This window comes from Pradoshia sp. Z5_111, assembly GCF_058267535.1.
In genome coordinates this window covers 104,098-117,688 of record NZ_JBZCPQ010000004.1, presented here as the reverse complement: position 1 = coordinate 117,688, position 13,591 = coordinate 104,098, and the positions used below count along the sequence as shown (strand labels likewise).

Annotated in this window: 15 protein-coding genes; 8 read left to right on the top strand and 7 right to left on the bottom strand. The window is 32.3% G+C overall.

The features are described from left to right. Positions 1-39: 39 nt before the first annotated feature. Both AC4D4A_RS10090 and AC4D4A_RS10085 read right to left on the bottom strand, forming a co-directional pair. On the bottom strand, positions 40-525 hold the full coding sequence (locus AC4D4A_RS10090) for a hypothetical protein (protein WP_490995790.1): 486 nt from the start codon (positions 523-525) through the stop codon (positions 40-42). 81 nt (positions 526-606) lie between these two features. Beyond that, the gene (locus AC4D4A_RS10085; protein ID WP_490995789.1) at positions 607-801 is read right to left on the bottom strand and encodes a hypothetical protein; all 195 of its coding nucleotides are present in this window, start codon (positions 799-801) and stop codon (positions 607-609) included. 203 nt (positions 802-1,004) lie between these two features. Between AC4D4A_RS10085 and gnd the strand changes: the two genes are divergently transcribed. Next, entirely contained in the window at positions 1,005-1,901 is an 897-nt protein-coding gene (gene gnd, locus AC4D4A_RS10080; protein WP_490995788.1) for a phosphogluconate dehydrogenase (NAD(+)-dependent, decarboxylating), read from the top strand. 960 nt (positions 1,902-2,861) lie between these two features. Here gnd and AC4D4A_RS10075 read toward each other — a convergent pair. Next, positions 2,862-3,641 (bottom strand): 3D domain-containing protein, encoded by a 780-nt coding sequence (locus AC4D4A_RS10075; protein WP_490995787.1) that lies wholly within the window; start codon positions 3,639-3,641, stop codon positions 2,862-2,864. Between the two features lie 921 nt (positions 3,642-4,562). On the opposite strand from AC4D4A_RS10075, the gene lepB reads away from it, so the two are divergent. The 4 genes from lepB to AC4D4A_RS10055 all read left to right on the top strand — a co-directional run bounded on the left by lepB (position 4,563) and on the right by AC4D4A_RS10055 (position 6,236). Next, positions 4,563-5,003: a signal peptidase I gene (lepB, locus tag AC4D4A_RS10070; RefSeq protein ID WP_490995786.1), complete on the top strand. Its 441-nt coding sequence runs from the start codon at positions 4,563-4,565 to the stop codon at positions 5,001-5,003. Next, positions 4,982-5,107: a S26 family signal peptidase gene (locus tag AC4D4A_RS10065; protein WP_490995785.1), complete on the top strand. Its 126-nt coding sequence runs from the start codon at positions 4,982-4,984 to the stop codon at positions 5,105-5,107. The genes lepB and AC4D4A_RS10065 overlap by 22 nt, the downstream gene beginning before the upstream one ends. A 148-nt stretch (positions 5,108-5,255) precedes the next feature. Then, positions 5,256-5,498: a hypothetical protein gene (locus tag AC4D4A_RS10060; protein ID WP_490995784.1), complete on the top strand. Its 243-nt coding sequence runs from the start codon at positions 5,256-5,258 to the stop codon at positions 5,496-5,498. 258 nt (positions 5,499-5,756) lie between these two features. Then, complete coding sequence (locus AC4D4A_RS10055) at positions 5,757-6,236, top strand: DinB family protein (RefSeq protein ID WP_490995783.1); 480 nt, start codon at positions 5,757-5,759, stop codon at positions 6,234-6,236. A 321-nt stretch (positions 6,237-6,557) separates the two neighbouring features. On the opposite strand, the gene AC4D4A_RS10050 is transcribed toward AC4D4A_RS10055, so the two are convergent. Beyond that, positions 6,558-7,406, bottom strand: a complete 849-nt coding sequence (locus AC4D4A_RS10050) for a hypothetical protein (protein WP_490995782.1) — start codon at positions 7,404-7,406, stop codon at positions 6,558-6,560. 465 nt (positions 7,407-7,871) lie between these two features. Between AC4D4A_RS10050 and AC4D4A_RS10045 the strand changes: the two genes are divergently transcribed. After that, complete coding sequence (locus AC4D4A_RS10045) at positions 7,872-8,432, top strand: transglycosylase SLT domain-containing protein (RefSeq protein WP_490995781.1); 561 nt, start codon at positions 7,872-7,874, stop codon at positions 8,430-8,432. A gap of 173 nt (positions 8,433-8,605) precedes the next feature. Here AC4D4A_RS10045 and AC4D4A_RS10040 read toward each other — a convergent pair whose 3' ends face one another. Further along, entirely contained in the window at positions 8,606-9,079 is a 474-nt protein-coding gene (locus AC4D4A_RS10040) for an 8-oxo-dGTP diphosphatase (protein ID WP_490995780.1), read from the bottom strand. A 337-nt stretch (positions 9,080-9,416) separates the two neighbouring features. After that, positions 9,417-10,544, bottom strand: coding sequence for a radical SAM/CxCxxxxC motif protein YfkAB (gene yfkAB, locus AC4D4A_RS10035; RefSeq protein ID WP_490995779.1), 1,128 nt, complete (start codon positions 10,542-10,544; stop codon positions 9,417-9,419). A gap of 1,224 nt (positions 10,545-11,768) precedes the next feature. On the opposite strand from yfkAB, the gene AC4D4A_RS10030 reads away from it, so the two are divergent. After that, entirely contained in the window at positions 11,769-12,065 is a 297-nt protein-coding gene (locus tag AC4D4A_RS10030; RefSeq protein ID WP_490995778.1) for a hypothetical protein, read from the top strand. Positions 12,066-12,145: 80 nt separating this feature from the next. Here the strand turns inward: AC4D4A_RS10030 and AC4D4A_RS10025 are convergent, their stop codons facing one another. Then, positions 12,146-12,322 (bottom strand): hypothetical protein, encoded by a 177-nt coding sequence (locus tag AC4D4A_RS10025; RefSeq protein ID WP_490995777.1) that lies wholly within the window; start codon positions 12,320-12,322, stop codon positions 12,146-12,148. Between the two features lie 172 nt (positions 12,323-12,494). On the opposite strand from AC4D4A_RS10025, the gene AC4D4A_RS10020 reads away from it, so the two are divergent. Continuing rightward, the gene (locus tag AC4D4A_RS10020; protein WP_490995776.1) at positions 12,495-12,809 is read left to right on the top strand and encodes a thioredoxin family protein; all 315 of its coding nucleotides are present in this window, start codon (positions 12,495-12,497) and stop codon (positions 12,807-12,809) included. The last annotated feature ends 782 nt before the right edge of the window (positions 12,810-13,591 follow it).

The following is a 13,591-nucleotide window of genomic DNA, read 5'->3' as shown; positions in this document are numbered from 1 at the left end:
GATTTTGATAATCACTCTAATTTTTTTGTTAAATAACATTTAAAAATAGGTGGCTACTATAATTTTAATATCATCGATAAACAGATAGGTATGAATAAGAACAAAATAGATAAGTAATGGTAGAATAAGACACCAGCTGGTTCGCCCTTTTTTTATTAGTAAGCGTTTCATCTCTTTTTCATTGAGATGAGAATGTTTATGTCTTATCTGTTGTACATGTTTTTTCGTACCGGCTAAATATAAAAGATTACCGCTTCTGCCTATATAAAGGTGCATTAATGCAGCAAAAACTAACCAATAAAACAAGTGGTTGCGGAATAGGATAGATACCAAAATATCAATCAGGATGAAAATACCGACAATCAGATATCTCTTTCGATACGCAAGCCAGAACATCCCAAAGACTAAACCGAAAAAATTCCATCTTTTAATTCTATGATTCTCATTTAAAAATGAATGATAATGATCACCGATATATACCTTTATATCTTGTTTTTCCTGCTGAGAATCTTTTAATTTAACCATAAAAATACCTCATTTTTATATACACGATTGATTGATGGATGGTTTGTTCAAGGACTACTACAAAATTTGATTATTAAGCTATTATATTTTTCCATTGCCATTGCACTCAGGACATTTCTTTATGGCAGGGTATAATCTGGTTGCCCTTTTAAAGGCTTCGTCATAGGAAAAACGGCTTACTTCAATAAGGCGAACTAACTCACGATCTAGATTTTCATATTGCTCATGTTGTTCATCAACTATATTCCCATCAAAGCATTCTTTGCAAATTGCCATCTTATTTCTCTCCTCCGTTCTTTATCTATATAGAATTTTAACTAATTTTTGTTGATTAGGCAAAGAATTGGAAAATTCACTGCACATTTTAGGCTTCGAAAGTTTAGTATTAGAATATTTGACAAGATGGAATGGGTTGAAATGTTTATTTGTTGGAAATAACGGTATGTAACTAGTAAAGATATTAATAAGGAGGAGACCTGATGAAAGTAGGTTTGATTGGTCTTGGCAAGATGGGGATGAATTTGGCTGAAAATTTAATAGACCACCAAATTATGGTGCATGCTTATGATGTAAATTCAGCTTCGGTTGAGAGCATTCAAAAATATGGAGCCATTGGCAGCCTTAATATGAAAGAAATCGTGAATAAACTGGAGCAACCCAGAGTCATATGGCTGATGGTACCACATACTGTTGTTGATAACGTTATAGAAGAGCTTTTTCCGCTATTAAGTCCTGGAGATATTTTAATAGATGGGGGAAATTCGAATTATAAGGAATCAATGCGACGAAGCAGGGTATTAAAAGAAGCTGGAATCTATTTTATGGATGTCGGTACTTCCGGGGGAATGGAAGGAGCAAGAAATGGGGCTTGTTATATGATTGGTGGCGATCAAAAGGCATGGAAAGTGATTGAGCCATTATTTGCAGCCACTTCTGTACCAAATGGGTATTTATATGCAGGTGATTCGGGGAGCGGACATTATTTAAAAATGGTTCACAACGGAATTGAGTATGGAATGATGGCAGCGATTGGAGAAGGTTTTGAGATTCTCGAAAAAAGTGAGTTTAATTTTGATTATGAACAAGTAGCGAGAGTCTGGAATAATGGATCGGTTGTGCGCTCCTGGTTAATGGAATTAACGGAACAAGCTTTTGCTAAAGATGCTCGTTTGGAAGGAATTAAGGGAGTTATGCATTCGTCCGGTGAAGGAAAATGGGCACTAGAAACGGCTTTAGACCTCCAAGCCTCGACACCAGTAATGGCACTGGCTCTATTAATGCGTTATCGTTCGCAAGAAAATGATACATTTAACGGCAAAGTTGTAGCTGCTTTACGGAATGAGTTTGGCGGCCATAAAGTCGAAAAAAATGAATAAATACAAGTAGTACATGATTAGAGGATCGATAAAAAGTATACCTAATGCAGGTATGCTTTTTTTAGAGCAATTTACATAAATTTTCGCTATTTAATCAATTTCTTATGACTAAAGACCAGTGAATCAAATGATTTTAACTAAGGTTGTAAATTTAATCTTAGAAAACCATTTACGCTAGTGTAAAAAAATATAAAAGGAAATGGACAATAAGATCATTAACTAAAGATGACGGAATGGGAGACCACTATATTAAAGGCTTTTCATCCATGTAAACTGTAAAAAATTAACCCGGCAGAAGTACTATTTTAAAAAAATACATAGGAATCCTGTTTCGTTATCACAAATAATTTTAGAAACTCTCTTAGTAGGAATATCCTAAAACGTTTATTTGATATGACATATACTTTTTCCGCAGCTACCCTCATAAAATAGCACTGCAAAATAGTAATTTAACGTGTAATAATACGAAAATAGCCTTTTTATAAAAGCATTCAAGAAGGTTAATTAGTAAGTCATGATACGGAAAGAAAGTTTAAATAGTGAGTGGAGACTATATATGATTGGTAGTGAGCGATGATTCTCAATTTATGATTCGAAAATAAATATGTGAGTTTAATAAGCTAATAAAGATGCGAGATACCGCTTTTATCAGAAGCATCACTAAGTTCTATCTTTATCATTAATTGAAAATTGAGCGAGAACCTGATTTTAAAGAGGTTATGCTATATAAAATCCTCCAATTTCTTCAAGAAATCATGAGGATGAACAGATCATTAAATAAAAATTAAATGAATGTAATTGTTTTTGATATATTAATTGTATTTATGCAGTTTTAGACTGGATGGATAAGAATGTATGTCAGATGCTCTTTTAGGAGATAAAGTGGAGTGAAAAAGATATATATAAAACACCTTCGAGAACTGGATGTAAACTCGAAGGTGTCGTTTAAAGCGAAATGTGTTAGTTTAAAATTTGAATGTTAACTTGTTTACGTCCCCAATTAAGAGCAGCATCTTGTGTAGGGATGAAAACATCTATTTTGTTCCCTTTAATAGCACCACCGGTATCAGCAGCAGTAGCATATCCATAACCTTCAACATAAACTTTTGAACCTAATGGAATTACACTAGGGTCAACTGCGATAACTTTAGCATTTGGATTCGCATTTAAATCGACTCCGGTAGCAGTGACGCCAGAACAACCGTTACAACTAGCTGTATAAGCTGTGGCTGAAACAGAGAGAGTTTTTCCTGCTTTTTGTCCAGTAGACTTTGCAGTAGTAGTAGTTGTCTCTGTTTTTGTTTCAGTTTTAGTAGTTGTTGATGTAGTTGTTGTTTTTTGTTGAACAGCTTCAGTATTATTTTTTGCCGGTTGGCCAACACCAGACAAATTAAGGACTTGACCTGGTTGAATAATTTCTGAATTTAAGCTATTCCAACTTTTTAGCTGATTAATAGAGATTTTATTTTTAACAGCTATCTTCCAAAGACTATCACCTTTTTTAACGGTATAAGTTTTTGGTTGGTCTTCCTTTACGATCAATTTAGTATTCTCAATAATGATATCGGAATCTAAATTATTGAGTTCTTTAATATGATCAACAGTAGTGTCGTATTTATTTGAGATACCCCATAGTGTATCACCTTTTTTGATTGTGATTTCTTGGGCAGATGCTTGGGGTCCGCCCATAGCAACGGCGATGGAAGCTACCGCTACGAATGATAACAAAGTTTTCTTCATGTAGTTTGAACCTCCTAAAATTGTTTGTTTTGAGCTAACATTGACAATCTTATCAGGTTTACGAGAAAGAAGTAATAACGAGGAGATGTTAAATCCATTACTGATATAACGTGAATATGTCAAATATATGTCTAATAATTTGAATATTCAGAAAACTTTAGGTAAAAAAACTTAATAAACCATGGTATTAATATATTTTTCTAGTAAATTTAAAAAGAGGAGTTTTTGTCATAATTGTCACAAAAATATCCGTTATTTTGAATTAATGGTAAAAAAAGGAATTAAAAAAACTTAGAAAAAATATCAAACATACAAAAAACTGCGCTTAAAATTGGGAGAAAAGGGTAATGAATGGATGTGATTGCTATAAAGTAAAAGATGAAAATATCAAAAATTATATAGTTCGTAGTTAAAAAAAAGATGAAATTTTAGTTTTTAAGAGAATGAAAATTATCAATGAAAGACCACTTTAGTAAATTTGTTTTTCTGACTAACTACTATGAAAGGAAACCATAGAAGCTGGCCGATTTTCATTCTTTGGTTGTTATAAAATAATCTATTCCTATTATAACCTAAAATATGACATAGTTCTAAGGTTTTTTTAAATAAATTAGTTTAACAGACGTTATTCGTCAAAAAAGATAATTAATTAGTTCCTGAAAGAATCATTATAATAGAAGAAACACGGTAATTATTTGCTGGGAATCTGCTTTTGAACACTTAAATTGCGGTATGTCGAGCTAATAAAAATGAGGAGGAGAAAAGATAAGAAAAGTATAGAGAGATGCCGCTAGATTTGGATAGTATGTAATAAACAAATTATTGGATACATAAGAACCTAAAGCCTTATATGCTTGAAGGATTGAAAAGAGTATTTATTGACTGACTTCCAACCCTTTTTGGAAAGATGAGGTGTATTATTTGATCCCTGAAAGAAATTTTAAAAAGGATACATTTGATTGGATAAAGTCCATTTTCATCATTGTTGTTGCCATTATGTTAATTAGGACTTTCTTATTTACTCCGTATAAAGTGGAAGGAGTATCGATGGAACCCACTCTCCGCAATCAAGAGAGAATACTGGTCAGTAAATCATTAAAAGAAAAGAGATATAATACAGGAGATATTGTCATCATTAAGGGTTATAACAATGAGATGTTCATTAAGAGAATAATTGGTGTGGCAGGGGATAAGGTGGAAGTCAAAAATAATATCCTCTATATTAATGATGTTCCGAAAAAAGAAAGATATCTGGAAAAAATCACCAAGAAGCTCATGAAGGCGGAAAATCAAATGGAGATTTCGAAGCAATCCTTATTCCTGAAAATGAATATTTTGTTATGGGTGATAATCGCCTTGTAAGTATGGATAGTCGCAATGGATTAGGGTTAATTAAACAGGAGCAGGTTATAGGCCAGGGTATATATGTCTTTTATCCATTTACTGATTTAAGAAAACTGGACTGAGGTCTTTTTAAAACAGTGAAAATGATTCTATTTTATGTACATGTAGTAGTTCTTTAAAAGTGAATTTATTAATTATATTAAAGTATGTGGAGTATTGTCATATTTTGTTATAAAATAAAGTTAATATATGGAGGCGGAGGTAGTCTGCATGGTGTATATATTAACTTTATTGATTGTTATGATTGCTTTTTTATTGTTTATTAAATATAAACAGGATGAGAGAAATACAATTATACTAAGGATGAATGAAACGTATCCAAATGCTAATGAATATGTAGTTGCCATTAAATATGAGTTGGAGAAACAGGGAAAATATGTTGTCTACTCCGGCAATGGACATTTTATCGTTGATGGAATGAATTACAAGATAAAGGAACGGAAAAAATCATAACAGACGGTATATCGATGCAGCTTACTATACTCAAGTGTCTAAAATCTACTTGATAAGAAGAAAACATCCAAGCCAGATTGGATGTTTTTTTGATTATTGAATTGAATCTCTTACTTTAAGTGGTCTCATACTATCGAGTAGGATTTAGTTGATTTTTCGTTTCAATTAAATAGTTATTCTAATTGGTTACAAAGTAGGAAGGGAATTGCCAATCACAACCCGAAATAAATGGGTATACCACAATTAGGAGGGTTGAATATGTTAAAAAGACATGAAGTACTCTTTAAGCAATTGGCTGATTATCGACATGAATTGTTAGTGGCGGTTGATTCGATGAATGAGGATGAGGTGAATATTGTACCTGAGGGATTTCGAAATAATATACGATGGAACCTGGGACATGTATACTTAGATCAATATTTGTGGATTCAACATTTGACTAAGGAACAAATCATCCTCCCTAATCATTTTAATGAATGGTTTGGTTATGGTACGAGCCCAGAAGATTGGATGGGAGAGGTTCCTAAATTAGATTATTTAAAAAGACTGCTTGCTGTACAGCCTTTTATGATTCGAGATTTATATGGAGAAAGACTGGAAGAAGAATATTCTGTAACGGAATCTGGAATGTTTACAGTGGAACAAGTCCTCGTTAGAACTATTTTTCATGAAGGCATCCATTTGGGGAATATTCTTGCATTGAAAAAGCTTGTTACATCTCAAGAGGTATTAAGTTAAAATAATTTAATCCTTATAGGAAGACAAGTAAAAAAGCTGAATGAACTCCTATTATAGATGCTGATAAAATAAAATAACCATTCAACTCCATTTATTTGTTTTCCTCTTTAATTAGTAGCACTTTTTGCTAATCAATTAAATGATATAAATCCTGCTAATAAGTAATTGTAAAGATTATCTTGGTTAAAAAAATATGACGAAGTGCACGTAAAGCGATGATGGAATCCATAAAGTGATTTGAAACAGTAATATATACTATTTCTAAAGGCAGCAGAATTCCTGCTGTTGTTTTAATGATACTGTTGAATGGCAGACGCGCCCTTAAATTTCATTACTTCGGATATCTAGATACCATGATGAAGATTTTTGGAATTTTTTACAAACGCTATCAGTCCACCCTGTACTTTCCTCCCTTTCAAAATCTCTATTATTCAAAATCCAACGAGCTATTTTTAGTAGTTCCTCTTCTTTAAGTTCTTTCTGAATAGCTGTTAATTTGTTCATCCAAGGCTTTTTTGGTGAACTGCCAACAGCATTATCTAACCATATTATACAATCTCTTTTTATTTGGAATGTCTTATAACTATTTTTCAGATCACTAAAAATGAAGCTAATAACTTGATAACATCCCTGATTGTTATTTACTTTGTAATTAACAAGGTAATGTATGATATCCGTATTATCTGATTTTATAAATCCTATAATTTTCTTAAAATCCTTGATAGTATGATGGAATCCTCTAACCCCATTTAGGTCCAGCAAGTATCTTAGAGCTTTATTACGCATAAAAAAATCAGCAGAATGAAAGAACTTACTTTGTTTTTCTATTTTCCAAATATAATCAAAAATTTCCGAGTTAGGATCAATTGGTGTTCCTTTAAGATAGGCCAAAAAAGATGTGAACTCAATTTGGTTGAAACCATCTATTAAAGAAAATGCTTCATCTCTATACTGTTTAATCCTCCAGGTAGAACGATCTATAAAGGATGAAAAAACGTTGCCCCACATAGAGTCGTAAATCTTAATAAGTCGACCTAAAATATATTTTAAAAAACTACTATCTAAAGAACCTGATGCTTCCTTTAGAGTATGATAAATCGAAAAAAATCCTCTGGTTGTTTGCCCCCATATTCTTTCTTTATATTGAGTTCGATCAACGACTCCACCCAATTATCAATCAATTTAGTTTCTTCATTTCTTAGTTTAAGGCTGGCAGCAAAAGTAGCAGCTTGAAGAATTTCTATTTCTCTGTATCTTTCTAACTCGGGTAAAAACATAGATTCACCTTCTATTCATGGATTAAATTAAATTGAAGTATAGCCTTTTTGTGACACTTTGTTTTAGAAAAGAAGAGATTGTACAATTCTTCATTTATTTTCCAATAGCACTAGTAGAACGACTTATATTGTAACCATACTAAAAACAGATTTTCCTAGAAAAAGTAAATCTTTTTATAAGAATCACTCAATTTTATATTGAAATTAGTCTACTTATTTTACAAACAGATTACATAGAAGACATCATCCTTACAATAAGGTTATAATCTGATGAATTCCTATATTTCTAGCAAAGACTTTTGATATAGTACAAGAGTAACAAAACGTAAAAAAAAGTTGCTAGTGAAAAGGAGTTTATATGATTAAATTACAACCTAAACTATTTGGAAAAATTGCTATCAGTTTATTATTCATCTTTGCGTTAATCGCAAGTACCACTATACCGGGACAAAAAGCTGATGCAGCAAGTAGCAGTTTAGCTGGATTTAAATATTCTAAAAAAGTTCCTTTGCCAAAAGCCCAACAACAATATCTGTTTAAAATGACTAAACAAAGAGGATTAGATTATAAAGAAACGCTTGCAGTAATGCTGCATGAAAGCAATATGAAAGTAAAAGCAAAAGGTGGAAGCAATTACGGATATTTCCAAATTAATAAAATTAACCATAAAAATTTAGCTAAAATTACAAAGACAAAGAATAAACCCTATGATCCATATGTAAATATGAATTGGGGAACATACATGCTATCCGATTTACAAAAGAAATATAAGAAAAAAGGTTATAAAGGTACTGCTTTAAAAGAGGCTACCTTGAGTGCTTATAACAAAGGTGAAGGTGGATTTAAGAAGTATGGTAAAGCCAAAGCCTACATAAAAAAGCATAATCAATGTCTTGCGAAAGTTAAAAAATGGTTCTAATTAACAACAGCGTTCGTTTATCGGACGCTGTTTTTGTTTGATTGATTAATGAAAGTGCGTCTAATAGATATCTATAATTATAAGGAACAGTACTTTAATGATTAAGTCTTATCAGAAGAACTTTATTTAATAAGCATTTAAAAAGAAGTATCTAGTATTTCCTGTAAACTAGCTTAGGTCTTCCTTATAGAAACTTTACCTTCTTGATTTCTCTCATTATCCCATTCGACCTGAATCTCAAATGTTCCTTCTTCAAAAAACAAGGGAAATCTTCTTCTTATAGATTCCTGCATTGGGAGATTGGAAGCTTCATTTATATGAACCCATATAGGTTTACCCTCTGGTGAGTTTTGCAACAATGTTCCGCTAAAACTTGTGGTTAAATAGTTAAAGATCATATGTCTGTCATGTTTTTCGGGATTGACATACTCATAAAGCCCTTTATAGGCAAGATTACTTACACTTAATCCTGTCTCTTCTTTCACTTCTCTAATAGCGGACTCTGTAAAACTTTCTGGAAACTCTACTTTACCTCCTGGTGGTATAAATCCCTTGAAATGATCGTGCTGTCTGTTTAATAACAGGACATAATCTCCGTTCTGAACCATACAAACAGTCCAAAATTTGTAATGAATAGATTCCCCCATCTAATTCACCCCAATCTCCATTCTTTAATAACTATTGGTATTACACTTAATTTTACCTTAAAATGTAAAAAGGTTACAAAACTAAATTGGATAAACCTGAGTGATTAAAAAGACATAAAAGAATGGAGAAGAAATGACGGATATTTCGGTGATTAAATAAAGTGTTTGGTAGTTTATATGGCCCTCATCGCTATAACTTTTATATTTTAACTTATTGACAGGGTCGAGATTTTTTCAATAAGTTAATTGATCAATTTTCCCTATATAGACAAAAAAAATAGGCCGATTTCTTAAAATCGACCATCCCTCTTTAAAATAATATTCTTAATCTGAACTGTTATAAATTAGTTGTATTTAATTTGAAATTCATTTCTGGATAATAAGCGTTTTTAACCAATACATTTGGACCTAGGCATTTTACTGCCGGACAATGACAGTTTAATGAATCAGCCAGACTGGATTTCATCCAATTATTATAGGCTGCAGGCAATGATTGCTCCTTAATATTGCCAAGTGGTGGGGTATCTCCAAAGTCAGTTACGATTACATCCCCACTAAAGATATTTACATTTAAACGAGATCGGCCATCAGGGTCATTCCGAACAGTCACGTTTTTGCTTGAATATAATCTTTGCAGTAATTCAAGGTCTTCTTTTTTTGGGCTGCATGGATAAAAAGGCAATGTTCCAAACAGCATCCAAATGTTTTCATTACGAATATCCAGAAGATGGTGAATGGCTTTCCTTGTTTCATCCAATGAAAGTGTTTCTAAAGCAGAAGCAAAAGAACTAGGGTACATAGGATGCACCTCATGCCTTTGGCAGCCCATTTCTTCAACAATTTGTTTGTGTATATGTTCTAAATGGGGAAGCGTCCTTTTATTAAGCATGGTTTCAGCAGATACGAGTACTCCCGCTTTCGTTAATGCCTGGGAATTGGTAATAATTCTATTAAATAAGACTTCGCGCTGCTCACGAGTTGGTTTTCTCTCCATCATAGCAAAACCGCCATCTATAAAATCATCGATGGTTCCCCAGTTATGTGAAATATGCAAAACATCTAAATAAGGAATAATTGTTTCATATCTCTCTAGCGGAAGTGTTAAATTAGAATTTATTTGTGTTCGCACTCCACGTGAGTGTGCATATTTTAATAGAGGCTGAACATAATTTTCAACACTCTTTTTCGAGAGCATAGGTTCACCGCCGGTTATACTAATGGAACGTAAATTAGGGATTTCCTCCAACCGGTGTAAGATTAGTTCCAAAGGCAGTGCATCAGGATCCTTCGGTTGCAGGGTATAGCCAACAGCACAGTGCTCACAACGCATGTTACATAATGTTGTGGTTGTAAATTCTATATTAGAAAGGGTTAGATTTCCATATTGTTCTATATCCATATAGGTTTCCCATGGGTCATAATCAGGGCTTAATGGCATTACTTTTTGTGTGTTTTTCGTGATCATCCTATTACTCCTCATAAAAAATTCATATCCCATATTATGGTCATTAATTTGGAAGTATGTCAACATTCTTATAATTGGGAGTCTATAAAATTATTAAAACTCAATAAGGAAGATGACCCGGACGATAGATAAGCGGCATAAGAACATCTATAATTTTTCAGTCAATAGAAAATAGAATGGACAGGGTGTAGAACTTTATACCCCTTATACGAATTATTTAGAAAAAAGTGGAAATTGAATATTGGATATGCTAATTTTATTTTGAGGTATGCGTTTAACTTATATTTCGTGAAAGTGGTAATTCAATATGGATTAGAAAATTAGTATCTAGAATATAACGGTATAGTTTAACGTACTGGGGGGAATAAACATTAGGATAATCATCAGAAATTTGCAATCGGTTATTATCGTTTCTGTCTTAACATCTTTATTTCTTATGGTTACTTCATACATCTTAGGAGAACAAAGTGATCATTTATTTGAATCTTTTTTATTCTTTGCATTTCCATATTCATTCCTGTTTGTTTTTCTTTATGGATTTATAGCATCAATCATCGGAGAAATAATTGCGGGTCTAGTACAACATAAAAAAGCACGACTTCTAATAAAAATTATGATATATGGAATGTTCCTCTCAAGATTTTTATTTGTAGCAATGGAGACTATATTTTTTGCTTATCTTGGGATTGTAGCAGCAATAATGTATGTAGTAATAGATGAATATCTTAGAAAAAGAACAAACCTGGCTTTTACGGATATACACTAGAATAAAGGACCTGCTGGCAATGACCATATCGATCTTTAGCAAAGAAAAAGGATTTATAGAAAAGGCAGTAGCAAAGAGGAACCGATAAATCTGTTATTCGAATTCGAATAGAACTTATAGAACTACAATTATTCAAGTGTGTGATTCGAATAATTCGGATAAGAGAAGGGCCAAAACACACTTATTCCAATATAAATAGAATTTTATTGTGTTACCATATCATTAAAATTCACGACTCATGTCTTTTAAAATGATGGGTTTATCATGAAAGCCAATATTAGGAGAATAGGTTATTACGTGTATTTCTTTATTATTTCCTTCAAATGGCAATTATTTAAAACATAATAAACATGAGTCTTTGCCTTTAATTAATGTTTGATGTTTGTAAATTTGGTAAAAATAGGATTATAAGATGAGGATTAGGCATAAAAGAATGTTTGAAGAACGGGGTGGAATGAATGAGGAAATTTGGAAAAGTGACAATTGGTTTAATGACTGTATTTTCGATAGTTTATGCTGCTGGAGTATCTATAGGTGCCAGTCGAAGTGATGAACAAGCCAGTGAATTACCAGAGCGTACAGTGGAGTATAAGGGAGCGCCAATTCAAGTTTACTTTGGCAATCCTGATGAAGAGGGCAGCATTGAATTAACAAAGTGGTCAAATGGATGGTCAGATGAAATGGTTACCAAAGTTCTTACTGAAATGGAAAAAACAACAGGATTACCACTTTCAGAGATGGAAACAGATGAATAAAACGTAGAGATGGGCTTTGTTGAACACAAGGTTCATCTTTTTTTGCTGTACTTTAATTTGTTGATCATAGCCAGGAACATTTAATTCTGCTTTTTTAGTTTTTTGTAGTGATTGATATATAATGTGAGCTGTTTATTTAATTCAATAGTCCGATAATCGTATTGTCCGTATTTCTCTACGGATTCCTGCAGTTTGTTTTTTAATAGTTCAATCGCTTCTTCTGTTTCTTCTTTAGACATTAGATGTAACAATAGCATAAAAAACCTCCATTACAGTAATCTCCTTATATAAGACTATTGTACCAATTTTTGGCGGGTGTAGCATAGATTAATGAAAATATTATTGTAAACATCATTATATGCATTTAAAATGTGTAAAGTATTTAAAATGTTTATTATAGTAATAGAGAAGGGAAGGGAGATTTAGAGAATGCAACAAGTTACATCTGTAGAAGAATTTGATAATCAAATAAAAAGCGATAAACTAACCGTAAATATATTTACGACTACTTGGTGTCCGGATTGCAAACGACTGGATATATTTATTGACGAAATTATTGCGGAGCATGAAGATAAACAATGGTTTACAATTGATAAAGATGAATTCCCCGAATTAGCAGAAAAAGAAAATGTTATGGGAATTCCGTCCTTATTAGTTTATAAAAATGGAGAAAAAATAGCTCATTTACATAGTGCTAATGCTAAGACGCCCGATCAAGTCAGAGATTTTTTAAGCAATCTATAAAAATAAGAGGGTAACCAATCATCTCTATTGCTGAGAAAAATTATCCGGGTATAAATTGACTAAAAGCAGATTAAATAAAGAGCATAACAGATTAGTCATATTTGTTATGTTCTTTATTTTTGGCTTTGTTCGTAGATATGGTTGCTTTTGCACTTATTCTAATTAGTTTTCTTCAAATTTCATTTGGTGAAATGAAAACAAAGAATTGAACTCTTGCGGAAAATAACCATTTGAGCCGCTGAAAGTCAATATGCAGCTATTTACTTTAATTCAGCCGTCCCTTTCTTTTTTATGGGAACAAATCAATATGCCCCTTTTACTGAAAAAGATTTGGAATACGACAAAACAATGAATTGCAATAGTTATGCTGTCGGAATTCTTACATTAGAAGATGATACATTAAAAACTTGGGAATATGGTTTATATAATGATGAGAAAAATGATCTACATATAAAAGATGTGTAGAGAATTTTTAAGACAATTGATGAACTAAATTCAATTGAGTAATCCTAAATATATAAATTCAGGCGTTAGATCAATAATGGAGACAGCTTTTTTCGGCTGCCTCCAATATTTATTAGCAACAAACTCCTGAACAGAGCCCTGTTATTTAAGCTGACTTATCATAGTACATTATGGGGAGGCGCTATAATAGTTTTTAAGTAATTTAGCGTAATGAATGGATTTCCTGATAATTAGTTAATTCATAACGAGAACATTGACATAATCATTGCGAAATAGTGAATTATAGGGTTAGATTAGTATTCTTTTCCTCTATACTA